Source organism: Chryseobacterium sp. G0162, from assembly GCF_003815715.1.
Classification (GTDB): domain Bacteria; phylum Bacteroidota; class Bacteroidia; order Flavobacteriales; family Weeksellaceae; genus Chryseobacterium.
The window spans coordinates 3,806,278-3,833,137 of sequence record NZ_CP033922.1 but is presented as its reverse complement, the minus strand read 5'-3'; the positions used below and the strand labels follow the sequence as shown (position 1 = coordinate 3,833,137).

Genomic DNA, 26,860 nt, shown 5'->3' with positions numbered 1-26,860 from the left:
TTACGATTTAATTTTTTCATAAATATTATTATCAACACTCGATACAAATAATGGTATCCATTTTGAATATTCCTCAGAAGCAAAGACCATATCATCTGTTGTCGTTACATATACTTTATTCGTAGGTGTTATCAGAACTAAACCTCCTGATTGATTCTCACCTACTATTGCCAAGCTATATTTCTTATATTTTACTCCATCAATTGAGGTATAAGCATCATTCTCATTTAGAAGCTCGTTTTTGAAATAAAATTTAGCATTGTTAATCTGATTGCCTATAAGATTTATAAAAACATTATTCTCATCTTCTGTTATTCCTAATACCTTTTTACTTGGTAAAGTACCATCTGCTACATGCAATGATAACCCTGTTATAGATGTTCCATTAGAATCATTGTATACTTCTGTTTGGAAATAATAAGGAGTTTCAGGTTGATAAAAATTATTCCGTTTATCACTATAGGAAACTGTACCACTGTTAGAATTATCCTGATAAGCAGCTCTACTTTCAAAAAATGCACCTACATTCTGCCGGATATTATTCAACAACGTCTCATAAGTAACCCTTTTCAGACTATCCGTATCATTTTTCATGATCAGATCCTCTACTTTCTTGGTAGTTACTGTTGCAATATCTTTACCTCCTGCCTTATTTTCAAAATCAATCAATAATAAATTCTGATCAATTACATAAACAAGCTCACTTCCTCCTTTAGACTGAATTTTTGGAGTCACATTAATCAATCCGAAAATATCATCAATGTCTTTCAAATCATAAGTTGTACTTACAGCAGGATCACCTGGATTTGGACCAGGAGTTTCAGAAGTAATTTTCACGGTTTTTCCTTCATAAATCAACTGTATAAAAGAAGCAACCGTTTTACCAGCACTTGTTTTATCTAATCTGAAAGTAATAGGTTTTGTGAAATTGGTGTCCACTCCATTAGCTGTTCCCTGTAGTAAATTTTTACCTCTGATAAAATAATCTTCATTGGGAGTATCTTGTAAAACGCCTTGTTTTACGTACATCGCAGCAGCATCGTTATTATCAGTTGTAAGTTGAACTACCAATGATGGTTGTGCAACCAACTCTTTTACCGGCCATCCTGCTTCAAACTGCTCTAAAGAAAGGTTCGTCGTGGTTTGTCCAATTTTAATATTATGGGTACTTCCTTCCAGATTCTGATTTCCATAGAAATTATAAGATCTCTGTCGGCTTCCCTGAATGTACAGATAAGTTGTATCAGCTGTTTTAAAACCTGAAATCTGATTACCAATTTCTTCTACAGTTTGCCGAACAGAGTTATCACTCATATGGATTTTTCCTTTCCCCTGCGTATGCAAACCATAAAAGGCTGCAATATCAAGGAATTGGGTGGCTGTTTCTCTGATGAGTTTCTTTTTAAAAGAAGTATTTCCTATGGCCTGATCTAAAACGTGGTCTGCACTTCGGGCAAAAGCCAGATTTAATTGAAATGGGTTTGGATCGTTCGCTACCGTATAGTCTCCTTCGTTCAATACGATATCAATTCCTACACTTCCTGTAGCATTTCCAAGATGCGTTCCTCTTGGGATCATAGGCAGTTCAAAAGCTTTTTTAGGCTGTTCAGTAGCATTACCTCCTGTGACCTCAACTTTAGAGATCTTAAGGAAATAATCATCAATAAGATCAGTTTCTAATTGGGAATTTCCTACCGGAAACCCGATATGCTGAGCCGTAAACTGAGGGACAGTAATTCCCAGCATATTATAGAGTCCCTTAAATTCTTTTCTGATGACGTCTACAAAACCTGTTACTCCTGTTCCATCCTTAATGATGAGGTTAGAGTCAAAGAAGTTGGATCTGTTCAGGCCTCTGTATACGATATATTTGATCGCTAATCCTTTAATCGGCTGATTAAAAGGCTTCAGGATCGCATTTACTTTAGTGGCATCTGTACCACAAGGTTGTAAAAATACCTGTCCCTGGCAAATAGTATATATTTTGCCGGTACCGCTAAGGCTTACTTTGGAGGTGGTCCTGAATACAGTACCATTGGCTCCAAACTTTTCGGCCGGGCTTTGTGAGAATGCTTTTCCTTTCTCCAAGAAGAAGAAAGACTCCGGCAAAAGATCCGGCCGTACATTAAGCCCCTTGCTGTCGGGAGCTGTCGATAAGCTTCCCGATGGAATATTTTGTGGCATTTTTGTGATTTTTGGTGTTAATAAAAGATAAGACGGTGGTAATAATAAGTCTGGTAAAACTGAAAAAGTATTCTGAACCCTTAAGGTTAATGAAGGCTGTAAGAATAATAAGCCAGGTTATTTTTTAAAGAGTGTTTTCTTAAAATTTAATATGATTTTTCTTCATGCATCTTAGCGGCTTCAATAATTTTTTTATTCAGAATTTTTTAGGTTTTAACAACTGTTCAATAAGGAAGAAAAGTTTTATTTTTCCGGAAAAGACAAAACCCTTCCTTTACAATCATTCCGGTTGATTGTAATATTGATTTTCACAGTGAAATAATCCCGGGACTATTTCGTAAAAATTACATATCCGTCTTTATCTTTTGGTAAATTTTGTAAGTTTCTCCAGGTCGCGTTGATCTTACGCTCTCCTTTCCAGATAAATCTGCGCTCAAAGTGCGACAGGTCTTTAAAGGTTTTCCAGTTTCCGCCCCATTCCCAGCCATGTCTGGCAAAGATTTTCACACATTCGTACCAGTCGGCTACGCCATCATTATCCCAGTCTTTCGCAGTGTCCCAACTTGCTGCTTTTCCGTCGATAATCAGGCAGATGTCTACCGCTAATCCGTAATTGTGAATACTTTGACCGGCTTTGGCATTGGTGACTTTCTTTCCGGCTTTTGTTCTTCCCTGCGCATATAATGCATCCTGTTCCTTAAAGGACCTTAATCCCTGAGTAATCCTCACTTTTGCTCTCCCGGTAAGGGCTTCATCACATTCTTTTACAATCTGTGTGACTTCTTTCCTTACCAATGGATGGAGATTTTTTATTCTGTTTTCACTTGGTTTATCCATGGATGGTTTACTATTTTGTGATTTGGTGTTTGATTCTTAAGCAAAGCTATTTCAGACTGACGTCAAAACTTGGCGTGTTATATTGCATTATAAAAAAATGTGAAATGGTGTACTACCGCAGACCTGAACCTTTATCATCAGACAGGATAGCGATGCTAGGCATTTGGATAAGCAAGTGTGCAGTCATTATAGCTTGTTGTTTAATTCTAAAGCAAAAGTATAGGTCTTTAACGTCAAAACTTGACGCAATATATTTTTTTCGAAAAAATTTAATCACAGAAGCAGGACTCACCGAAACTGGCTATTTAATAATGGTGGAAGAGGGAAATTAGAAAGTTTCTACTCTATCATTAAAACAAGAATCCGGCAACAGACTTACCATTCTATTGCCGGATTTATTTATTTCTGTATTCAGTTACTTCTTACATTTACTATAGTCCGAAATAATCTGTATCAGATTTTGTTCGTTTTTAAGATCAAGATTTTCACTTTTAAGCTGGTCAGAAACAGACTTACAATCTTTAAGATAGTCTGCCAGCTTTTCAGATAGTTTATCATTGGATCTGTTGTCCAACATTTGCCCTTTAGGCTGCAAATCTGTTTTGATGACATATTTCTGATGCTCCACAGGATCCTGAAGGAGCATAATCTTATTCTCTTTTGCTACCAATCTGTAGAAATAGGAATTATTACCATACAGACTTCCATAATTCTGCATTTTCTTCATGAACTCTCCTTTTACATCCAGTCCGTAGTAACATTCTTCATTTCCATTGGGGGAAACACAAAAATGTACTCCTGAATCGGCATCATATACTTTGGTAGCCATACTATTCATTCCTGGAAGCTTTTTCTTTACAGTTACCCTTTGACCAAACTTGTCGGCTCCATCCTGAGGTAATTTTTGGCCGGTTCTTTCCGGATCCAGCATTTCAAACCAGATGGTAATGGCTCCTTCTGTTTTCTTTCCTGATTTCTCCACCACATATCCAGGAACATCATATAAATTAATACTTCGATTGACAGCATCATTCATTTTTGCCTGATGAAGTTCCTGATTTTTATAGTAAGCCTGATGTTCAAGCGTATAGCCTTCAATAAAAAGATTGGCAACAAACTCATTGATAAATGCATAATCTGAAGGCGCATAAGGTCTTGTAGCTGTAAAGGTAAATTCATTATTATCAAAGGTTTTTACCAAATAAGTTTTTAATCCCTGATTAGTCTGATACATAGAAGCCACCTTCACACCATCCAGATCAGTCACTTCCAGACAGGATCCTGTATTATTGAATCCTACACAGTTAAACGCTTTTGAATACCCAATAATTTTAGACTGATAGCCTCTACTATTGATGAGAATTTCTCCGTTTGATCCCATTCTCGGATTATAGAGGCTTCTGATATTGTCAAGTCTGCTTTTTCTCGCATTATCTTCAGCAATACTGTTGGTTTTTGCAGCCAGGTATTTGTCGCCCAAATTTTCTCTCGGAGTACTAAAGAACTTCTCCAATTCGGCTTTATCAAAACCATTTTCATTGAAAAGGTGATATTTTACGGCCAATTGATAAGCTACAATTCTATCTACCTTAAATGAGGTAACCAATACTTCATAAGGAATCTGGGTGGTTTTTCCGTCTGCTGATTTCATATCCAGGTAATATAAAAATTGCTCTTTTGCCAGGGTAACTCCTTTTAAGTCTGCATCAAAAACTTTTTCATTAGCCAGATTATAAAACTCAAAATGGTCTCTGTAAGGTGATTTCAGGATTCCTACTTCCTTTTCATTGAAGAGAATCTTATCTTTTTTCAGCTGTATCTTTTGTGAAAATACTACCCCCGAAAGCATTAAAGTAAGCAATACATATATTTTCATAGTTCCTTGTTTAAACAATTAGTTTTAAGTAGGGAAAATACGAAAAAAATGGATAGGGAAAAGTAGAGAAACTGGAAATGGGACATTGAGATTCTTCCTTCGTAAGAAGGACAAATCTTGAAAATTCAAAAAAGGATTTATGACAATATAAAAAGAACTTAAAAATGTATTCTTATTACAAGAACTTCCCTATTCCAGCATCAATCTTAGAGTCTTTACTGATTCTTAAGCCAATTCAGACATTCTGTAATCTGCATTTTACTGATAAATACCTCAGCGCTCACTTCCGGTTTCGGAGAAAGTTTTAATTCTACTTTCTGGCTAGAATGTTTGATAATTTCTGTAATCGCTTCTTTATTGATAATAAACTTACGGTTTACTTTAAAGAAAACCTGAGGATTCAACTTTTGGATAATATCCTTGATGGTATCATCATAAATATAGGTTTGGTTATCCATTGTTGTCAGGAAAAGGTATTTCCCGGATGCAAAGAAATAAGCTGTATTTTGTTCATCTACAGGCTTCAGTTTATTTCCTTCTCTTACCATAAAACGTTTCATCACTTCAGCATCGTCTCCCTGACGTAACGTGGAAATAGATTTCAATACAGGTTCAGGGTCAAAATTATTCCTGATGGAAACAAATTTCTGCAATGCCTGATGAAGATCTTCCTCCTCAAAAGGCTTTAGTAGATAATCTATTGTAAAATGCTTGAAAACGCGCATTGCATATTCATCAAATGCCGTAATAAAAATAATAGGAGTAAAAAGTTCTACCTGTTCAAAGATCTCCAGACTCATCCCGTCACCAAGATGAATATCCATAAAAATAAGATCGGCAGCATCATTTTCAAAGAAGTCTATTGCCTTTTTTTTGGAACGAAGAACTACGACTTCCGTAACAGGAACGATGCTTTGTTTATCCAAAAGATCTTTCAGATAATTAACAGCCAGCAATTCATCTTCTATAATGGCAATTTTCATAAATGCAAAAGTACAAAAAAACCGCTAGAACGATTAAGCTCTAGCGGTTTCAGGGGTTGTTAATATGAATATGTTATAAATTAGGATTATTCTTCTTCGCACTCATTGGATATTCTATCGTATATCTCGGATCATTCTGCTGAAGAATATAGTCCTTACCGTTAATGGTATGTTTAATTTCTTTCTGGTTGGCTCTTCTCAGATCAAACCATCTGTGCCCTTCTACAGCAAACTCTCTGGTTCTTTCATCAAGGATGAAACTCATAAAGTCTGCAGCATTCATTGAGGTTATCGTATTCTGAACAGTAGTATATCCTTCCGGAGTATATCTGTTTTTAAGAACTTTTAATAACGTTTGTTTTGCTTCATCAAGTTTATTCAATTTCAGTAAAGCTTCAGATTTTATAAAATACATTTCTGTAGTTCTGAAAGATACCTTAAATTCTGAACTTCCTTTTTTGATGATCTTATACTGACTTCCATTTTTTTCAAAAGAAAGTTTAAACCTTTTATCTGTATTGCTATTAAATTTTGAGATCAGTTCAGAAGAGGCAAAAGATAAGTTCTGTGCTGCACTGTCAAATACATCATCCAACGCCATAATAGATTCTACAGACATATAATGATGAGGTGCAGTAGCACTTGTATTCAGGTCAACCAAATCCCCTTTCATAGCTAATGCCTGTTCTGCATAATACAAAGCTTTGTTCCAGTCACTTTGATAAAGAGCTGTTCTGGCCTGTAAAGCCATTAATGCAATTTTAGAGAATCTATAGTTGATACCCGCAGTCTGCTTCTGCTCTACCATAAGACCTTCTGCCTTACTCATATCTGCATGAATCAGATTATAAACTTCCTGTACGCTGGATGGCTTTAATACAGCTTCAATATCCATTTCAAGATTGATAGGAATACCTCTGTCTGTAGAAGCTGTAGCACTATTGTACGGTTTTGCATACAGATTAACCATATCAAAATAGGTATAAGCACGCAATGCATAGGCTTCTGCAAGAATTTGCTGTTTCTCAGGAGAATCTGCCATTGTTTTAACGCCTTCGTTAATGATCTGATTCAGGTAAAAAATTACTGAATAAAATCTCACCCATGGAAATTCTGCCGTTGCGGAATCATTATTCGCATCTTTCCACATCGCAATTTCACGATAAACATTGAAATCACTGATATTTTCGTTGATCGTTATCTCATCAGTACGAAGAACTGACAAAGATTTGTGGTTAGGATATTTTGCATACGCTGAGGTAAGAACCTTACGGTAATCTTCAACATTGGTTGGAATTACTTTTCCTTCTGGCTGAATATCCAAAAATCTGTCACATCCTACAGAGGTAAAACTGATAATGGCCAATGCTATAATAGTTGTTATTTTTTTCATTTTTTCAAGTTTTAAAAAGAAACATTAAATCCTACTGTCACAGATTTAGCAATAGGCTGTGCATAAATATTACCATACGTTTCCGGATCAAAATATCCTTTGTATCCATTACTAAATACAAATAGGTTACGTCCTTCCACACTCAGTCTCAAACTGCTGATTCCCATAGGTGCCGTAAACTCTTTTGGAAGCGTATAGCCCAGACGGATACTGCTGATTCTTACATAACTGATTTCCTTTGCCCATACATCAAGCAATCCATACGTATTGGAACGGTTCCCTGCAAACCATTTATTAGCCATCCAGCCATTTGGATTGGCATCCATATCAGGACTTGTAATTCCTGGTAATGAACCTCCGGCTTCATAGATTTCTCTTGTATAATTTCTTCCTCTGTCCAGCTCCATTCCTCTGTAAGAAGGACTACGCATTACCGTCTGCTTAAAATTGAATGTTGCAGAAACAGTAAGGTCAAAATTCTTAACTTTAAAGTTGTTGATGATTCCTCCTGTAAACTTAGGATCCCTGTCTCCTACATAAGTAAACAGATTTCTCAGTTCTTCATTTGTTAATTTTGTATCTACGAACTGCCCTGGCAGGAAGTCTGCATATACATCATATAGTTTGAAGAAATCTTCAGCAGATACCTTTTCATTTCCTCTCCAGAATAATGGGTTTCCTGAAGCATCCATCCCAGCTGTTTTTAAAGCAAAAATGGCATTTACAGGAAGTCCCTCTCTAGATGGCAACATCGCATTATCACGAGGCTGTTCACTCAATACTCTACTCTTATTGTGAGCAAAGTTGATGGTAGTAGACCATTTGAAGTTTTCTTTATCGATGTTTCTTGTAGATAACGCCAATTCAAAACCTTTGTTCGTAAGGCTTCCCCAGTTCATCATGGTATACTCAAAACCTGATTCAAGAGGAGTTTCTTTCATACTGATCATATCCGTTCCTTTTCTGCTGTATACATCAGCAGTAAGGTTAATTCGGTTTTTGAATAATCCTAAATCAAGACCAAAGTTGACATTGGTTGTTTTTTCCCAACGAAGTTTATCATTTGGCGGACTGATCACATTGATGACATCTTCTCTCATTCCCGGAAGAATATTCGCATAATTGTATTCCCCAATAAAGAAAGGCGAAGTATTACGGTCAATATTTCCCTGTAGACCATAAGACGCTCTCAATCTCAGGTTGGAAACAGGTGTTACATTCTGCATGAAATTCTCCTTCGTTACCAGCCATGAACCGGAAACAGCCCATATTGGAAGATATTTATACTTTTTGTTAACTCCAAATAAGTTCGTCCCGTCATATCTTACACTTCCGAAGAAAGTATATTTCTGATCGTAAGTATAGGATGCTGTAGCAAACATAGAAGCATATGCATTCTCTACAGGTGGCATTTCGCGGTATGTTTCATACTTCTTTTCAGCAGCGAAATTAGCACTTGGGAAAGCAATTGGAGTTGCTGTTCTTGTATTTTTGTTATATCCAAAAGCTCTGGTAAGCGTTGTGTTATCTTCCGTTTTACGAAGCTCCGTTCCTGCCATCAAATCAATTTCATGTACAGAATTGATTTTCGTACTGTAAGTTCCCTGTAATTTCCAGTTGTATTGGAAGAAATCATTATCCCAGTTTTGTTTGATATCTCCGGCAGGCAGAAAATATTTATATCCACCGTCTTTATAATAACGGGTTGCCTCCTTCATCTTTCTGGTAAAATACGTCTCTTGTCCGGCATATTTTTCAGTCTTGTTAGTATCATACTGAATACCTAATTGAGACGTGAATTTCAGATTTTTTGAAACTTTATATTCTAAATCCAAAATCGCCTTTAATGAATGGTTTTTCAGCGTATAACTTGTATTCTGTCTTTCTTCAAGGAAGTTGAAAGGAATATAAGTATCTGCAAAACCATCGATATCTTTATCATATCTGTAGCTTCCATCCGGATTAAACGGATTCATGTACGGATTGGCATTTCTTGAATAATTAATAGGGCTTGCAGCAGCATCTGCATCCGTCATAAATGATTCTTTCTCACTTTGAGTCCCGAAAACAGAGATCCCAGCCGTTAATTTATCGCTTAACTTATAATTATTCTTTAAAGTAAGGTTATAACGCTTAAATCCTGTACCAATCGTTGTTCCTTCTTCATCATAATACCCTAAAGAGAAATAGTAATCTGAAGTTTCTCCACCTCCGGAAATACTTACTCCATACTGTTTATTGATGGCATTTCTGTATAACAGTTTTCCCCAATCAGTGGTATTGTTTCTTAACGCATTGATTTGGTTAAGAGTCAATGGACTTAAAGCTCCCAGACCACCAGTTCTAAAATCATTAAGCTGGTTATTCTGAGTTAAAATTCTCATCACCTCTCCTTTATCTGCACGGTAAGTAAGATCTGCACGCTGGGCAAGCATCAATTCAAGATCTACTTTCTCTGATGCATTCATCAGGTTTAATTTTTCAAAATCAGGACGGGCAGTTACGAAAGTATCCGCAGAGAAGTTTAACCTCATACTCCCTTTCTTTCCTCTTTTTGTGGTAATGGAAATTACCCCGTTTGCTGCTCTGGCTCCATAAATAGCCGTTGCTGCAGCATCTTTCAGAATAGTGATATCTTCAATATCATTCGGGTTCAACCCTGCAATGGAAAAGTTCTGAAGCTGGTCAATATTATCTTTATCACTGAAGTTTGGAACATCATTTCCTTCTAATGGAAGACCATCAATTACCCATAGCGGATCCTGCGGTCCAGACAGAGAAGCTGTCCCACGGATTCTGATCTTTGCAGGCCCACCCGGAGACCCTGTTTCCGGAGTCACTACTACCCCGGCAATCTGCCCGGATAGCATCTGGTCTACACTCGCCACCCCAGCCTGGCTGATGTTATCCATTTTTACGGTAGCAACCGCTGAAGTCTGCTTACGTTTTTCAATTTTCTGATATCCCGTAATGATTACTTCCTGAATTTTATTTTTATCTGAAACTTCAGAAACCAATCTTACGATATAGTTTGTTTTATCTTCATTGATCTGGATGATACGGGATTCGTACCCTGGAGAACTTACCAGGATAGATTTAGTTCCTACCGGAATTTCCAGTATAAATTTCCCGTCCTTATCAGCTACTGTACCTACAGATACACTTTCGATAATTCCGTCCAGATCAGTTTTTGTAGAAACAGACTGCGTTTCTATTTTGATAGATGCTCCTGCAATTACGCTGGAAGTATTACCGTCTTCTATCTTTCCTGTAATGGTCTTTTTTTCCTGAGCCAACGCAACCTGAGCCGCTAAAAGAGGTAAAAGGATTAGAGTTTTTTTCATTGCTGTTTATTTGTTTAAAGCCTCTTCAATACGAATGATTAAATCTGTGTAATGTGCTCTTGAAGCGTCATCACCTCTGTATCTGGTATTGTTCAGTAAATTCAGAACCTTTTGCAGCTCTGCTCTTTTATACGTTGTTACTTCAGATACTCTCTTCATGGATGAATAATTGATGTTTCTAAGATTTTTACCTTCTTCATGATAGTTGCAGATCATTGGCATATTTAATGTCTGATCTGTCTTCAATGTTTTTACGGCTGTTTTTTCGAATAATTTGTTCACCGAAACAATCAATGCATCCACGTAGTTCTTTTGTGCCATCTTCTCAAGCATCGTAAGGCTTCCTTTCTTGTTAAAAATGGCTGTTCTTACCTGTTCAAATAAGTTTTCTACTGTATAGATCTTATCTTTTGAACCAGAAACCTCATGCTTCAACTCGTTCTCAAGGAGTCTAAGCAATCTGTCATCCATAAACAGGGAGTAGATATTAGCATACTGCATTCCTCTCGCTAAAGTATATGGAGTCTGCTCAAATGGTCCCATAGGTGAATTTTTAACCGAATATGTTTTCTCAGTAATCGGATTAAAGAATAACCATTCCGGAAGATTGATCGAGTTTTTAACCAGATAATCCACTGCTCTTTTCTGGGTTTCAGCGGGAACTGCTTCATAGGCCTTTTTCTTATTACCAAAAACCGTATTATTCAGGTAAATCCCTCCTACATTAGCCATTACATGTCCCGTATACAGATCCCATTGGCCAATAACGCCCATGTATAACCTTCCTGCATCTGTATAATCTTTTCCGTCCTCATAGGTCCATTTTAAAAGATTATTGGCTACAACTTTTAGGTTTTTCATTCCATATTCGCTGGCTTTCATCGCGTCATCACCCAGATCTTCAGACTGCGAGCGCGGATCTATTGTTTCCAGGTAACTTTGTTGTTCACCATAGAAATACAATGGATCATCTTCATGCTTTTCTATTAAATTTCTAAGCGCCTTTTTCTCTACGAATTCATCAGGATACCAACGGTAGCCCCACTCAATTGCATATTTATCATAGATTCCGATCTTCGGAGTGATTGCAGTAACACCATCTTCCGGCTGTGCCACGTAATTGTAACGGGCATAATCCATGATAGAAGGAGCTGTCCCCCCCATTTTATCGGTAAATTCTTTAGAACGAAGAGATTCTACCGGGAATGCAAAAGAAGATCCCATATTGTGCTTCAATCCGAAAGTATGCCCCACTTCATGAGAGGATACAAAACGAATGGCTTCACCCATATATTCATCACTGAATTTATTTCCTCTCGCTCTAGCATCAATAGGCCCTATCTGAATTCTCATCCACTCCTGAAGAGAAGTCATTACATTGTGCCACCAAATGATGTCTGCTTCAATAATTTCACCACTTCTCGGATCTACTACAGATGGTCCCATCGCATTAGACTTAGGAGAAGCAGCGTATGTGATTACGGAATATCTTACATCATCAATATCAAAGTCTTCATCTTTTTCATCCGGCATTTTAGCGATGACAGCGTTTTTGAACCCTGCCTGCTCGAATGCCACCTGCCAGTCATGAACTCCTGCAATGATCTTTTCACGCCATTGTTTTGGTGTGGAAGGATCTATATAATAAACAATCTGTTTTTTAGGCTCTACCAGTTCACCTCTCAGATATTTTTCTTTGTCTTCATCTTTAGGCTCTAAATTCCAACGCGTGATGAAAAATTTCTCATCCATTTTCTGCTGCTGGTCATTAAAGAACCAATGCTTTTCACTGAAAAATCCTACTCTTGCATCTGCCACCCTTGGTTTCATTGGAACTTTAGGAAGCAATACCAGATTGCTGGTTACTCCAAGTGTTACCGGAAGATCCACACCACCTTCATTCACTGAAGTACTCAGTTGAGATTTAACAACAAGGTTTTCCGGAAATGTTTTTACTCCTTCAATAAAGGAAAGACTTGATTTTACTGAACCACCAAGACCTACATTAGCCAACACATCATTAAAACTTTTCTGATTTCCATCAAAAACCTTATTTACTTTAATGGCTACCGAAGTAGAATCACTGTTTTGGGCTTCAATATCAAAAACCTCAATGACAGATTCTGAAAAGTTGTCTTTAACAGATTTCGTAATAGCATCATTTTTAGGAGAAGACACCTTCGCTTCAGAAGTTTTCACCCATACCTTTTTAGCGACTCTGTCCCTGTGAAAAGAAATGATCTTATTTTCATAGTTCATTCCCTTATTAAGGCCTGCCTCATTTACCTGCATTGGGACCTGAGAGAGTTTGTTCACTACCAAAAACTGACGTCCCATCAAACTGTCAGGAATTTCAAAATAAAGATCTGTTTTTACCTGAATGGTATTGAAAATCCCTTTTTTGTAAGTCCCTTTCTTAATCAGTTCGTCAATTTTTTTTGTCTTTTTTGATGATGAAAGATCTGTTTTTTCGGTTTTGTCCTTGGTCGTTTTTACAGTGTCTTTTTTCTGTGCCAGAACTGCCGGCGATGCCATGGCTAGTCCAAGATACAGTGCAAGCCTGTAATTCTTCATTAAAATAGTCCGATTCATTCCAAATAGTAAATATCTTAGTTTCAGTTGGCAAAGCTATAGGTATAGTGACTTATATTATATGTATTAGGGAGTGAAAGGTGATTATTCGGGAGTGAGTGGATTTTTTCATTTTAATTCATTAATGGCAAAAAACATATAAAGTTTTCACCATCTACAGAAATATGAAGCGAATTTTGTTTAAAATATTCATAAACCTGATTCAAATAATCAATTCCGAATTTCTCTCCCAGAACAGCCTCCGTTTTGGGCTGATAAGTATTCCTCACAGTAACTCCTTTCTCATCCACTTCTATCGTAATTTCCAAGGGTTGATCTATGGTCGCAACATTGTGTTTTATAGCATTTTCCGTTACAATCTGAAGTGACAAATACGGGATTCGTTTCTTTAAACTTTCAGGATTTTTTATAACCAGTTGAAAATTCAGTTCTTCATCAAACCTGCTTTTCAGAAGTTCCATATATTTCTGAATAAAATCAATCTCTTTGGCAACAGCTACAATATTTTCCTTAGGCGGAACAATCAGGTACCTATAGATTTTTGAAAGATTCATGGTAAATTTCTGGGCATTGTCTTTATTAATTCCTATCAGCATATAAAGAGAGTTCAATGAATTGAACAGAAAATGCGGATTGATATTATTCTTAAGCTGCTGAAGCTGGTTAATCACTTCTGCCTTGTGCATTTTTTCATTCTCAATAAACAGCAGATTTTTTTCAGACTGTATTTTTTCTTTTTCCCTGTAAGCTATATTTGTAGACCGCTGGAATAAAATAAAAACCGTTACAATAAGAAATAAGGCAGCCAGAAATATATAAACGGTATAAGCTTTCACCTTATTTGTATTTTCATCAATGATAAAATTGACATGATTCACCACCGCATACCCGTCAAAGTTATCTGTTTTCAAAGGTTTTATAAAGCGTGTAACTTCCATCCCCAAATACTCTGAACTAGCAACTCCTTCTGTGTATCCTGATTTTGTACTACTACACAAAGTATCCTTCGATTGAATATCTGTAAAATTGAAAACATTTTTCCCGATGTACTTCTTTTCAGGATGGGTAATACAAATTCCTTCTTTAGTAAAAACGTAGGCATACGTATTCGAACTTTTATCTACATTGGTAAAATATTGATGAAGATCATCTAAACTTACTGTAGAACCGTAATAAAGAATATTTTTTTCTGGCAGTACAAGAGAGTCATAACTTACCCAGTACATACTATCTTTACGGCTTATCAGAAGGTCTTTAAAATGTCCGGAACCATTATTTTGTATGGTGATAGAGTTTTCTGTTTTATTCCTCTCTTTGAAAAGACCGGATAGAGGGTTATTACTTTCATATTTTCCGGTGTTACTATTGTCATAATAATACCAGCTGTATGTTAACAGGTTTCTTTTTTTATTCAAATCATTTAAAACCAAAGAATAATCTCTATAGTTTTTCAATCCGTCTTTTTGAATCAATTCACGAAGCAGATACTGATAATCTTCAATATTCCTGAATTCACTTTCTACAGATTCATATTTCCTGAAAAATGTTTTTTTTGCAAAATCCTCATTATTTTTACGGTTATCTTCGGCAATTAAAAGGCTTAAAACTGCAAAAGCCACTACTGCAATCAGGCAGGTGGATAAAGCGGCAACGTAAATAGATTTTTGGGATAAGGCGTGTTTAAAGCTAATACTCAATTCTTCTGCATTCTTTATTTCTACAAAAGATCCGGTAATACCTGAAGGTAAAATCTATAATTTCACAATCTTATTTGTAGATAATTTATTCGTTTGCAAAGATATAACAAACATCCCAGGACCATAGAGTGAAATAAAATTATATTAAAACTATGTTAAATACAAACAATTCTGGCAAAAAATAATTAAGATAAAATGGTTTCCTTTCTAAAAAACAAAAACTGCCATAGATATAGCAGTTTAAATAGATTCAAGTTTTTAACTTTCTCCTACATCTTTTTTAATAATTCTTCGGCATTCAGGACAGTTGAAAATTCTTCATGCAAATTGGCAAGTGCCATGAGATGAACCAATTCTGCGTCGTATTTTTCTCCATGTATGCCCACTCTGTCAAAAGCCGCAGTAGCATCTGAAATAACATAAGTTTCATATCCGAAATTCCCAGCCATTCTTGTTGTGGTAGAAACACAATGATTGGTTGTAATTCCTAAAATAACTACAGTATTTATTCCCTGAAAATCTAATTTTTCTTTCAAATCAGTTCCTATAAAAGCACTGTTTACATTTTTAGTGATAATACACTCATCATTTTGAGGCAAGGCATGATCATTAAATTCAAATCCCGGATCAGATTCATGCAATTTAGATTGAGGATGGGCTGAGCTATGCCGGATATGAAATACCGGTAAATTCAATTCACGCCATCTTTCCAATATTTTTCCACTTATTTTTTCTGCTTCTCTATTATTTCTGTTTCCACCCCAATAGCTTTCATCAAGAAATCCTTTTTGAATATCAATAAGAATTAAAGCTGGTTTTTTATCTCGTAGTTTCATATTTTTTTATTTAAAAAGTCTGCTCATCATAAACTTTTTGTATTCATCGGTCAAAGAACAATCAAAAAGATCAAATACATGTACTGCTCCGGGAACTACCCATAATTCAGTAGCAACACCTGCCTGATATAAAAGTTGGGAAAACTCAATACCTTCATCTCTCAAAGGATCTAGTTCACAAGCTACAATTGTAGTTTGAGGTAACACAGAAAAGTTACGATAGAGGGTAAGATCTGAATACATTATGCTTTTTCCTCTATTTTCTTTGTCCAGAAAATGCTGCCATGCTATTTCAGCATATCTTCTACTCCATAACGGTGAATCTGTAAATTCTTGCATAGAAGGAGTATTCAGCTTATTATGAATGACCGGATACAATAAAAACTGATGTTTTATATTATTAATATTCTGATCGGCAGCCATCTGAGTGACCGCTGCAGCTAAATGCCCACCAGCGCTTGCCCCCATTATGGTAATCTGTTCAACATTTATTCCCAACTGTCTTTCTCCTTCTCCAATCACCCATTTCAAGGCATCAAAACCGTCTAAAATAGGAACGGGAAACCGATGCTGAGGAGACAATCTGTAATCTACAGATATAATTGTTGCCCGTAATTCATCAGCAATCTCAAACATTTGGCTGTCTACCTGTTCCGGCAAGCCGAAAACATAACCACCGCCGTGAAAATAAATCAATGTTCTATTCCTGTCATACTGCTCAGGTTGATAAATATGAAGCCGTATTTCTCTGCCATCCACCAAACTTGGGATGAAAATATCTTTTACCTTGATAGAATCTGGTCGGTGAACAGGATGAGTTTCTGCAAATTCTATTCTTTCCTTTTGGAGCACTTCTGGAGCATTCAAAAATATATTCTCATCGATTTCCAATGAATACGGAACATTATCAATACATGCTTTCAGCTCCTTATTAATTCTATTTAAATCCATAACATTACCCTATAATAAAAGTCTATGAAAACAGCGCATATACACTATATCTCCTGTTTTATTTGTAAATTTAAATCATCAATCCTGAACAGTACAAGTCTGCAACAGATTGTATGGAGCAAACAAAAATGTTAGTATGAGTATTAAAGAAACATCCACCAATAACGAGAATAAAAAAACGCTAGAATCCAGCTGTTCTGAAATTTATGCAGTGAATCTTATCAGTGGTCGATGGATCCTTTCTATCTGCTATCATCTCAAACAAGAAAAGCTAAGATTTTTTGAACTGAAAAACAGAATTCCCAATATTTCCGAAAGAATGCTTACGCTTCAGCTCAAAAAAATGGAACAGGAAAACCTGGTAGTGAAAACAGTGTATGCTGAGGTTCCTCTCAGAGTAGAATATGAATTATCTGAAATAGGAAAAAAATTGCTTCCTGTCTTAAGCCAATTGGAAGTTTGGGGCAAGGAACATAAAGAGTCTAAGAAAAAGGAATAATTATTTATTATGATTTTGTTATGAAAGAAAAAATATGGACTTACTCTATCCTACTTTTTAAATTGCCTACATAATCAGGATCTCAGGGTCCAAGTCTTAAAATTAGTTAATATCATCATTCAACTTCCCGATTCCCATCTTTATATTTTGAAAATTATTTATCTTCGCTTCAAATCTTATTTGAAAATGAAGAAGATCATCTCCGGGATATCTATTTTTTGCTCTATTGTCATCTCTGCTCAGGAGACCATACAGTTTCAGGAACTACCATTTAAGGAAATTATCGCAAAAGCCAAAAAAGAAAAGAAATTGGTTTTTATTGATGCTTATGCTTCCTGGTGTGGCCCATGCAAAATGATGGAAAAAAATGTTTTTCCTCAGAAATCAGTGAGTGAATATTTCAATACCAATTTCATCAATGCAAGATTTGATATGGAAAAAGGAGAAGGAAGAGATCTTGCATCTAAATTTGGTGTACGATCCTATCCCACTTATCTTTTCCTAAATGGCGAAGGCGAGCTTGTTTCCAGAAATACAGGCTATATGGAAGAAAGTATGTTTGTAGCAATGGCCCAGGATATCAATTCACAAGGAAATAAAAAAGGATCTCTGAAAGAAAGATTTGCTAACGGAGAAAAAGATCCAGAGTTTCTAATCAATATTATGAAACTTAACTCCGATACAGATTACGGGTTTGCAAAAAAGGCTTCTGAAAGATACTTTGAAAATAAAAAAGCAGCTGACCCTCTTTCAAAAGATGAAATAGGATTTATGCTATTTTTCCTGAAATCTACAGAAGATTCCAACTATAAAGCTTTTGCTTCCAGAAAAGCAGAGATCATCAAATACCTTCCTGAAGAAACGTACAACGAATTTGATGCCCAATTAAAGCTTTCAAAAATTGTAGAACAGTCCATTGATGATAAGAACAAAAAAATCAATGATGAGTACTTTATGAAAATGGCTGAACCATTGGTAGGAAAACAAACAGCGATGACGAAGCTCAATCAGACCAAGCTTACCTATTACGAACGAAATGCCAATTTTCCGGAATACGAAAAAGCAGCATTGGATTATTACAAAGCTTCGGATACATTTAACCCTGATGAACTTTTAAGAGCAGCATGGGTATTTGTTGATAACATCCAAACACCATCTTCATTAAAGAAAGCAACCGAATGGGCTGAAAAATCGGTGATGATGGGAGAAAATTCAGAAAACACTTATATCCTGGCTAAACTTTATTTCTTAACAGGAAATAAAGAAATGGCCAAAAATTACGCTGAAATGTCTAGGAATATAGCTATTCAGGCTAAAAGAGATTCCAAATTAGCGGAGGAATTATTAAATAAAATAAAATAAACACATTGATGAAATACAGAGTATTAATGGGAGCTTTGGCATTTCTGAGCATAGGTTCACTAAAAGCTCAGGAGCAAGATCAAAGCGAAGAGAAAAGTTTGTATGTAAAAGGTAATGCTCTTTTTTTACCAATAGGTATTCTCAATCTCGGCGTAGAAAAGCAGATTAGTCCCAAATATACTCTTCAGGGAGATGTCTTTATCTCACCATGGAAGTCTTTTTCAGGACATGAATTGCAATTTTACTCTGTTTCTGCTGAAGGAAGATATTATTTCAAAGAAGCTTTCAAACACTGGTATATTGGAGCTAACGTCTCTGTTGCTGCTTATAATGCACAGAAATGGAATTACTGGAATGACAATAGCGTCTCTGTAGCAGACAACGGAGAAACTTTTATTATTTCAAATCTGTATCAAAGAGGTTTTTCTATTATGTTAGGAGTCACAGGAGGTTATCAATTTCAGTTATCTGAAAGATGGAATCTTGATCTTTATGCCACTATTGGAACTGCACAAAGTTTTTATAAAGGGTATGACAGAACTACAGGAAAACGTTATGACATTGGGGTAGAAGGACTTAATAAAAGTGGTGAAATTTTGCCTTACAGAGGTGGAGTTATGATCTCTTACAAATTTAAATAATACAATGAAGCCATTCGGAAAAAATCATATTATCATTTCTGTTATCACGTTTGTGATCCTTTTTTTAATGAATTACCTTGGAAATGATCTTCCAGATAAATTACAAAGAGCCTTATTAACTGCTTTTGCAGGGGTTGTAGGTTTAACAATCGGACTCTTTATATTAAATAAGGGCAAAAATGATAAAAATCCGCCCCAAAATTTTGATTAATGAAAGGTTGGAAGCAGAAACCGTGAGGCTGGAAGTTACTTTTAGTCATATTATCACTCAATGACCTCCATAACTTCCAGCCCCAAACCTCCGACCTATTTTAGTTAATCTTCGTACACCATATATCGGGTTCTAATCTTTTCAAAATCTTCCAGATCTTTTTTCCACGAAGCTTTAATTTCCGGAATTGATTTTCCAGCAATAATCTGCTTTCTGAATTCATCAGTCCCGGAAAGAGTATCAAACCAAAGATTTTTCAAAAAGAAATCCAGCTGAGGATTTTTGTAGTTTTGATAAGCCTTGATTACCCATTCAAGATTCAATTCTCTTAAATCCTTAGGATAATTGGACAAGTCTTCACCATAACATAATTTCCCGTTCAAAAATGGATCTTTTGCTCCGTAGCTTGGCTTTGGAGTAAATTTGTATGGAAGATTTTCAGTCCATGGTGAACCATAGATCTGGAAAGGCTGATCCGTTCCTCTTCCTACAGAAACCTGGGTCCCTTCAAAAAAACACAAACTTGGGTATAAATTAATTGCTTTATCATTAGGCAAATTCGGTGATGGCTTATCCAGCATCAGATAACGTTGTTTTTTGTGGTAGTTCTTCATTGGGATTAAGGTATATTTTGCCTGAACTCCATTTTTCAGCCACTTTTCTCCATTCACCATTTTTCCATACTCACCAATAGTCAGCCCATAAACAACCGGAACCTCGTGCATTCCCACAAAACTAGCCCATTTTTTTCTCAAAACAGGTCCGTCAGTATATCCATCATGTGGATTGGGACGGTCCAGGACCATTACTTCAACATTATTTTCAGCACCCGCTTCCATTAAATAAGTTAACGTAGAAATGTAAGTATAAAATCTTACACCCACATCCTGAATATCAAAAACTACAAGATCTATTCCTGCCAATTGTTCAGGCTTTGGTTTTTTATTACTGGCATACAGGGAAACAATAGGAATTCCGGTCTTCACGTCTACTCCATTTTTTACTTTTGCTCCTGCATCAGCATCTCCTCTGAAACCATGTTCAGGCGCAAAAATAGCTTTGATTTTTACTCCATTCTTGACTAAAAAATCTACCAAATGAGTTCTGTCACTCATTAAGCCTGTCTGATTCGTCACTACTCCAATGGTTTTATCCTTCAATAGAGGTAGATAAAGCTCAGGCTGATCTGCCCCGGTTTTAAAATCCGGCTGAACTTGAGTTTGAGAATAATATTGGTTGAATACTCCTAAAAAAATTAGGCAAATCAGAAGTAAATTTTTAATTTTGAAATCTAAATTCATAAGCTTGAAGTTTCCTTTATATTTCTCTAGAAAAATAGCGTTTTCCAAAGATAACAAAAATAACCTATCAAGGGTTATCATCTTCATTGGCAGGCTTTCCGTAGCACTGGGAATTATTGTTTCTCTAATTACTGTAGCCACCGGATTCGGTTCTAAAAAAGCTATTAAAGAGAGACTGGCAGATTTCAGCGGACACATCACAGTAAGATCTACCCGATCCAACTCTTCCTATAATACTTCGGTTTTAGATAATCAGGGATTGAATATTGCCAAGATCAAAGAACTTCCGGATGTGGAAATTATCCAAAAATATGTAACGGTTACCGGAATTATGCGTAATGAACATAATTTTGCAGGAATTATATTTAAAGGAATTGGAAAGGATTTCGACAGTTTAAGGTTTAAAAAATTCCTAATTGCCGGAACTACACCCAAGGTGACAGAAATAGGGTTCAACAATGATGTTGCTATTTCACAAAAAATAGCCAATGATCTTCACCTTAAAGTCAATGACAGTATCGTTACCGTCTTCTTAAAAGCCGATCAAAAGCCTCTTTACCGAAAGTTTAAAATTATCGGAATCTACAGAACAGACATTAAGCTCATCGATGAACAGTTTGTAATTGGTGGAATCAATCATGCAAGAAAAATTCAGGATATGAAACCTGACGAAATTGGCGGAATTGATATTTTCCTGAAAAATGTCAATGATATTGATAAAGATTTCCCGGACATTGAAAAACTGATCGGATATAAAAACTATGCTGAAAAGGCAACAGAAAAATTTCCACAAATCACTGACTGGATAAGCATCTTTGATACCAATATTGCGCTCATCATCATCATCATGCTGGTTGTAGTGGTTATCAATATTATTATGGTCCTTCTGATCCTCATTATTGAAAGAACCAACTCCATCGGTTTACTTAAGACTTTAGGTGCAAGCAATGCTCAGATCAGGGCTACTTTTATCAATTATACCCTTATCATCATGATCCCAGGGCTTTTATATGGAAATGCTATTGGGTTGGGATTAATTCTTATCCAGAAATTCTTTGGAGTGATTAAGCTTAATCCGGAAAATTACTACGTAAGTACAGTACCGGTAGATCTTAACCCTATTGCTATCATTTCTATTTCATTAGGGATTTTGGCGATATCTGCTCTTGCCTTAATTATTCCGAGTTATCTGATCAGTAAGATTTCTCCGGTGAAAGCCATTAAGTATAATTAACCTTATTATTGGGTTTAAAATTAAGCTTTTACTCATCTGTTTTGAGCTTTAATCACTCATGATCTCCATACAGATAATTTTAAAAGCATTATCTTTGCACCGCATATAAAACATTTATGAAATACGCAAAAAATATCCTTGAAACTATAGGAAACACACCATTGGTAAAACTTAACAATGTACTGGGTGAAGATTTTCCAGCATTAGTTTTAGCAAAAGTTGAGACATTCAACCCTGGAAACTCTGTAAAGGACAGAATGGCTCTTAAAATGATCGAAGATGCCGAGAAAGACGGCAGATTAAAACCTGGAGGAACCATTATTGAGGGAACTTCAGGAAATACAGGAATGGGATTGGCATTGGCTGCCATCATCAAAGGGTACAAATGTATCTTTGTTACCAATTCCAAACAATCTAAAGAAAAGTGTGATATTCTTCGTGCTGTAGGTGCTGAAGTAATTGTTTGCCCTACGGATGTGAAGCCTACAGATCCGCGCTCTTATTATTCTGTATCGAAAAGACTGGCTAAGGAAACAGAAAACGGTTGGTATGTAAACCAATATGACAATTTATCCAACAGAACTGCTCACTATGAGTCTACAGCACCTGAGATCTGGGAACAGACGGAAGGAAAACTGACTCACTTTGTAGCAGGAGCTGGAACAGGAGGAACTATTACAGGATGTGGAACGTTCTTCAAGGAAAAAAATAAGGATATTAAGATAATTGGAGTTGACACTTACGGTTCTATCCTTAAAGAATTCCACGAAACCGGAGAATTACACTACGACCACGCGTATACGTACATCACGGAAGGAATTGGAGAAGATATCATCCCTGAAAACTACGACATGTCTGTTATCGATCACTTTGAGAAAGTAACGGATAAAGACGGAGCGATCTATGCAAGGAAACTGGCTAAGGAAGAAGGAATTTTCTGTGGATATTCTGCAGGAAGTGCCATTGCCTCATTGATTCAGATGAAAGATCAGTTTACTAAAGATGATGTCATTGTCGTTTTACTTCATGACCACGGTTCAAGATATGTAGGAAAAATCTACAATGACGAGTGGATGAAGGAAATGGGCTGGCTGGAATAAGCAGTAAGGCAACAATATTATAAAGTAAAAAATCAGAGCATTTTGCTCTGATTTTTTTATGGTTGAATATTATCTTTTAAAATAGTCTTGAGTAAAGAATAGTCTCTTTCACTCATTGATTTTCTGGGAAACATATAACTGTATTTTCCTTCAAGGGAAATGAAGTCATGGTTGCTATCAAAAAATTCAAAGTCTTTCCATTCACTGGTTTCTTTTTCACCATCAATATTGACTGTGAAAAAATTCTGTTCAATTCTTATTTCGTAAATCTTACACTTTTCCAAAATATTCAGGTAGTGATTAACCTGCTTTTTCCATCTTGAGACCTTATTAACACTTACAGATAAGTAAACAGCACAAAGCAACAAGATAAAACTAAAAAAGTACAAGATACCTTGGCTTTCCTTGCTGAAATTATCTTTCAGAAGAAATGCAATCAGTAAAATAACAGCAGCAGCAATGGTTGTTATTGTTTTACTTTTTGTGGTAGGAGAAAAAAGCAGACTCCCTTGATTTCCGCTAAAATAAATATCTTCAAAAATCGCTCTCTCAGGTTTTAAAGTAATCACTTTTTCCTCACTCATAATATTGTTGCTTTAAAAAGCTACAAAACTAAGCTAAATATCTTCATATTGGTCACTGATAGCCGAAAGTTTGTTCATCAGCTCTCTGTTTCTTCGTTTTAAAGCATCCAGTTTTTTCAACATATTATGAATAACTTCCAGACCTGGAAGATTAATTTCAAGGTCATAATGCCAGTTGGCAAATTTTTCCAGATCCGGCAGGTCTTCATACATGAGGTAATGAACTTCATTTTCAATGTGTATATTCAGCAGACCATAATCTACAAGTTCATCAAAAAAGGTGATTTCTATATTGTATATTCTTACGAGTTCTTCCCGTGATATTCTTTCACTCATAGCCTAGGAATTTTTAAGTTGTTCAAAAAGCTCTCTCTGCTTATCGGTAAGGTTAACAGGCATTTTCACTTCGTAGGTTACAAAAAGATCGCCATGTTCCCCATCTTTCTTATAGACAGGAAAACCTTTACCTTTCAGTCTTACAGTCATTCCGCTTTGGGTTTCCGGTTTTACTTTAAGATTAACACTTCCATCCAGTGTATTTACTTTTACGTCTCCGCCTAAAACTGCGGTATACAAATCAATAGCAACTTTTGTTTTAAGATCATCACCTACTCTTTCAAAATCATGATCTACAGGAATATTGAATGTGATATAAAGATCACCGTTGGGACCTCCATTCACTCCAGGATTTCCATGTCCTTTTAATTTAATTTTCTGCCCATCATAGACTCCGGCAGGAATCGTAATTCTTACTTTTTTACCATTGATTTCAAAAGTTTGCGGATGAGTTACAGCAGCATCTCTCAAATTCAGGGTTAATTCTGCCTGTACATCTTGTCCTTTGAACTTTCCCGAAGCTCTTCCTCTTGAACTTTTACCAAAGCCTCCTGAAGAACCGCCAAACATATTTTGGAAGAAGTCTGAAAAGTCTTCACCTTCACCAAAGTCTGCACCGGAATAACCACCACCGTAGTTCTGCTGCTGGTACTGCCTTTGTTGTTGCTGAGCTTTTTCATACTCTTCCCCATGTTTCCAGTTTTCTCCATACTTATCGTATTTTGCACGATTTTCCGGATTGCTGAGAACTTCATTGGCTTCATTCAGCTCTTTGAATTTTCTTTCTGATTCTTTATCATCAGGATTAAGGTCCGGATGCAGCTTTCTGGCTAATTTCCGGTACGCCTTTTTAATATCATCCTGGGTTGCGCTTTTATCTACGCCTAAAATTTTATAGTAATCTATATAAGCCATAGAAACGATGTTTACTCAAATTTATGAAATTTAGGTCTGAAAATTGCATAACAAAGTGTTAAAAATAAACCTATCTTTGATAAAAACCGCTACATGAAAGAGGTACTGAAAAACTACTCCGGAATCATATTTTTACTTCTGGGGATCACAATCGGAAGCATTATAGGAATCGTTGCTCCGGGTTTTGTGGAATACATTAAACCGTTGGGAGACATTTTCCTGAATCTTCTCTTTGTAAGTGTTGTACCTTTGGTCTTCTTTGCTGTATCTAATTCTATAGCATCTCTGGAACAGCAATCTAAATTCGGGAAGATCATTCTTATCATGGCACTTACCTTTCTGTTCTTTATTCTTACTGCTGCTATATTTACCATCTGTGCCGTCTATCTGTTTCCGGTTTCCGGAGTTTCGGGAAGTTCTGAAATGATTACAGAAGCGGCAAATGAGGACAATTGGGGAAATAGAATTGTAAGTTTCTTTACCGTGGGAGAATTCACTGCCTTGTTTTCAAGACAAAATATGCTGGCACTCCTTATTTTTGCTTTCATGACAGGTTTTGCAGCCAGAAAAACGGGAGAAGCAGGAAAACCTTTCAGAGTTTTTATAGCATCAGGATATGAAGTGATGAAGGAACTTCTTTTATTGGTGATGAAATTGGCACCTATTGGGTTGGGAGCTTATTTTGCCTATCAGGTTGCTACATTAGGTCCACAGCTTTTTGGATTTTATGCTAAACCTTTAGGGTTATATTATGTTGCAGGAATTATTTATTTTCTTGTTTTCTTTTCCATTTATGCGTTTATGGCGAGCGGACAGAAAGGAGTGAAAAGTTTTTGGACTAATGCTATTTACCCAACTCTTACTGCAATAAGTACCTGCAGCAGTTTTGCCACTATGCCCTCGAATTTACAGGCTGCATCTAAGATCGGAATTCCGAATTCTATTGCCAATCTAGTGATCCCAATTGGGACAACGCTGCATAAAAATGGATCTTCTATGTCATCGATTATCAAAATTTATGTAGCTTTTTTAATTATTGGAAAAGATTTCTTTGACCCTGCCAACTTACTCTTAGCCTTGGGCATCACTGTTTTTGTAAGTATTGTGGCTGGTGGAATTCCTAATGGTGGATATATTGGAGAAATGCTGATGATCTCAGTGTATAAATTGCCTCAGGAAGCTATTCCAGCAGTGATGATTATCGGTACCCTGGTAGATCCTTTAGCTACTGTTTTGAATTCTGTGGGAGATATTGTCGCCGCCATGTTTGTCAACCGGTTCGTGAAGGATTGATAATTGACATACATCTGGCTATGCATGAGATTTCCTTTGTCAGAATGACAACAACGTGAAATGATGCTATATAGCACCAAGCTTTAGAGCTTATTCGCTGCGTTGTACCGGTTCCAGGTTTTTATACTCTTCCGGAGTAAAAAGTCTGTATTGCACTTTGAATGTCTTTCCTAAAGGAGTTTCTAATGAGAAACCTCCCGGTCCGAAACCGTCAGTCACATCCAACGTAAAATGGGAGTATTTCCAGTATTCAAAAAGATCACGGTCTATCCAGAATTCATGTCCATTAATGGTTCCGATCATGGCATCATTCATTCTTGGGAAAAAACCTCCTTTTTCGAAACATTGCGGCTGGGTACCTTCACAGCAGCCTCCTGCCTGGTAAAACATCAAAGGACCATATTTTTCTTCAAGTTCACGGATGACTTCAAGTGCTTTTTCTGTTGCAGAAAGTCTTGATATTCGCGTTTCCATTATTGTTTATTTAAAATTACTGTTATTCTTTATAAAAAGTCCGGCAAATATAATTTGCCGGACCTGCTCATTCATCATGTTTAAATTGAGCCTGTGATTCTGTCATTGAGCCTCATCATATTTTAGCAAATTTGGGTTTCCCCATTTTATTGTAGTCATCTGAGATATCAGAAATGTTTCTTATTGCGTGAGGGATAGTAAGGGCGGCGAGGAACGA

22 protein-coding genes are annotated in these 26,860 nt (G+C 36.3%); 7 read left to right on the top strand and 15 right to left on the bottom strand.

Translation table 11 applies throughout. The annotated features are described in order from the left end of the window. From EG344_RS17340 to EG344_RS17295, 10 genes are all read right to left on the bottom strand, one after another. Entirely contained in the window at positions 1–2,184 is a 2,184-nt protein-coding gene (locus tag EG344_RS17340; RefSeq protein WP_123910638.1) for a hypothetical protein, read from the bottom strand. Between the two features lie 330 nt (positions 2,185–2,514). After that, positions 2,515–3,021 carry a M15 family metallopeptidase gene (locus EG344_RS17335; RefSeq protein ID WP_123910637.1) on the bottom strand — a complete coding sequence of 169 codons (507 nt, stop codon included), beginning with the start codon at positions 3,019–3,021 and terminating at the stop codon, positions 2,515–2,517. Between the two features lie 415 nt (positions 3,022–3,436). After that, positions 3,437–4,897: a hypothetical protein gene (locus tag EG344_RS17330; protein WP_123910636.1), complete on the bottom strand. Its 1,461-nt coding sequence runs from the start codon at positions 4,895–4,897 to the stop codon at positions 3,437–3,439. A 215-nt stretch (positions 4,898–5,112) separates the two neighbouring features. After that, positions 5,113–5,880, bottom strand: coding sequence for a LytR/AlgR family response regulator transcription factor (locus EG344_RS17325; RefSeq protein WP_123910635.1), 768 nt, complete (start codon positions 5,878–5,880; stop codon positions 5,113–5,115). Between the two features lie 73 nt (positions 5,881–5,953). Beyond that, positions 5,954–7,273 carry a RagB/SusD family nutrient uptake outer membrane protein gene (locus EG344_RS17320; protein WP_123910634.1) on the bottom strand — a complete coding sequence of 440 codons (1,320 nt, stop codon included), beginning with the start codon at positions 7,271–7,273 and terminating at the stop codon, positions 5,954–5,956. 11 nt (positions 7,274–7,284) lie between these two features. Then, complete coding sequence (locus EG344_RS17315; RefSeq protein WP_123910633.1) at positions 7,285–10,617, bottom strand: SusC/RagA family TonB-linked outer membrane protein; 3,333 nt, start codon at positions 10,615–10,617, stop codon at positions 7,285–7,287. 6 nt (positions 10,618–10,623) lie between these two features. Then, positions 10,624–13,209, bottom strand: coding sequence for a zinc-dependent metalloprotease (locus EG344_RS17310; protein WP_123910632.1), 2,586 nt, complete (start codon positions 13,207–13,209; stop codon positions 10,624–10,626). 113 nt (positions 13,210–13,322) lie between these two features. Continuing rightward, positions 13,323–14,906: a histidine kinase gene (locus EG344_RS17305; RefSeq protein WP_123910631.1), complete on the bottom strand. Its 1,584-nt coding sequence runs from the start codon at positions 14,904–14,906 to the stop codon at positions 13,323–13,325. A gap of 269 nt (positions 14,907–15,175) precedes the next feature. Next, positions 15,176–15,742, bottom strand: a complete 567-nt coding sequence (locus tag EG344_RS17300) for a cysteine hydrolase family protein (RefSeq protein ID WP_123910630.1) — start codon at positions 15,740–15,742, stop codon at positions 15,176–15,178. 6 nt (positions 15,743–15,748) lie between these two features. Next, positions 15,749–16,693: an alpha/beta hydrolase gene (locus EG344_RS17295; protein WP_123910629.1), complete on the bottom strand. Its 945-nt coding sequence runs from the start codon at positions 16,691–16,693 to the stop codon at positions 15,749–15,751. 136 nt (positions 16,694–16,829) lie between these two features. Between EG344_RS17295 and EG344_RS17290 the strand changes: the two genes are divergently transcribed. The 4 genes from EG344_RS17290 to EG344_RS17275 all read left to right on the top strand — a co-directional run bounded on the left by EG344_RS17290 (position 16,830) and on the right by EG344_RS17275 (position 19,406). Next, positions 16,830–17,192 (top strand): winged helix-turn-helix transcriptional regulator, encoded by a 363-nt coding sequence (locus tag EG344_RS17290; RefSeq protein WP_123857197.1) that lies wholly within the window; start codon positions 16,830–16,832, stop codon positions 17,190–17,192. Between the two features lie 186 nt (positions 17,193–17,378). After that, positions 17,379–18,554 carry a thioredoxin family protein gene (locus tag EG344_RS17285; RefSeq protein ID WP_123910628.1) on the top strand — a complete coding sequence of 392 codons (1,176 nt, stop codon included), beginning with the start codon at positions 17,379–17,381 and terminating at the stop codon, positions 18,552–18,554. A gap of 8 nt (positions 18,555–18,562) precedes the next feature. Beyond that, positions 18,563–19,195 (top strand): DUF3575 domain-containing protein, encoded by a 633-nt coding sequence (locus EG344_RS17280; protein ID WP_123910627.1) that lies wholly within the window; start codon positions 18,563–18,565, stop codon positions 19,193–19,195. 4 nt (positions 19,196–19,199) lie between these two features. Beyond that, a complete protein-coding gene (locus EG344_RS17275) occupies positions 19,200–19,406 on the top strand; it encodes a hypothetical protein (RefSeq protein WP_065398796.1) in 207 nt (68 codons plus the stop codon). Positions 19,407–19,510: 104 nt separating this feature from the next. On the opposite strand, the gene EG344_RS17270 is transcribed toward EG344_RS17275, so the two are convergent. Then, positions 19,511–20,707: an exo-beta-N-acetylmuramidase NamZ domain-containing protein gene (locus tag EG344_RS17270; protein ID WP_123910626.1), complete on the bottom strand. Its 1,197-nt coding sequence runs from the start codon at positions 20,705–20,707 to the stop codon at positions 19,511–19,513. A gap of 4 nt (positions 20,708–20,711) precedes the next feature. Here EG344_RS17270 and EG344_RS17265 point away from each other — a divergent pair, with 4 nt between their 5' ends. Further along, on the top strand, positions 20,712–21,941 hold the full coding sequence (locus EG344_RS17265) for an ABC transporter permease (protein ID WP_123910625.1): 1,230 nt from the start codon (positions 20,712–20,714) through the stop codon (positions 21,939–21,941). 116 nt (positions 21,942–22,057) lie between these two features. After that, positions 22,058–23,041, top strand: coding sequence for a PLP-dependent cysteine synthase family protein (locus EG344_RS17260; protein WP_123857203.1), 984 nt, complete (start codon positions 22,058–22,060; stop codon positions 23,039–23,041). Positions 23,042–23,097: 56 nt separating this feature from the next. Here EG344_RS17260 and EG344_RS17255 read toward each other — a convergent pair whose 3' ends face one another. Genes EG344_RS17255 through EG344_RS17245 form a run of 3 tightly spaced genes read right to left on the bottom strand, consistent with a single transcriptional unit; the run spans position 23,098 to position 24,876 of the window. Continuing rightward, on the bottom strand, positions 23,098–23,625 hold the full coding sequence (locus EG344_RS17255; RefSeq protein WP_123910624.1) for a hypothetical protein: 528 nt from the start codon (positions 23,623–23,625) through the stop codon (positions 23,098–23,100). 33 nt (positions 23,626–23,658) lie between these two features. Continuing rightward, a complete protein-coding gene (locus EG344_RS17250; protein WP_123857205.1) occupies positions 23,659–23,961 on the bottom strand; it encodes a chaperone modulator CbpM in 303 nt (100 codons plus the stop codon). A gap of 3 nt (positions 23,962–23,964) precedes the next feature. Further along, on the bottom strand, positions 23,965–24,876 hold the full coding sequence (locus EG344_RS17245) for a DnaJ C-terminal domain-containing protein (RefSeq protein ID WP_123910623.1): 912 nt from the start codon (positions 24,874–24,876) through the stop codon (positions 23,965–23,967). Positions 24,877–24,969: 93 nt separating this feature from the next. Between EG344_RS17245 and EG344_RS17240 the strand changes: the two genes are divergently transcribed. After that, a complete protein-coding gene (locus tag EG344_RS17240; RefSeq protein WP_123910622.1) occupies positions 24,970–26,169 on the top strand; it encodes a dicarboxylate/amino acid:cation symporter in 1,200 nt (399 codons plus the stop codon). Positions 26,170–26,259: 90 nt separating this feature from the next. Here EG344_RS17240 and EG344_RS17235 read toward each other — a convergent pair whose 3' ends face one another. Further along, complete coding sequence (locus EG344_RS17235; RefSeq protein WP_123910621.1) at positions 26,260–26,643, bottom strand: DUF779 domain-containing protein; 384 nt, start codon at positions 26,641–26,643, stop codon at positions 26,260–26,262. Positions 26,644–26,860: the final 217 nt, after the last annotated feature.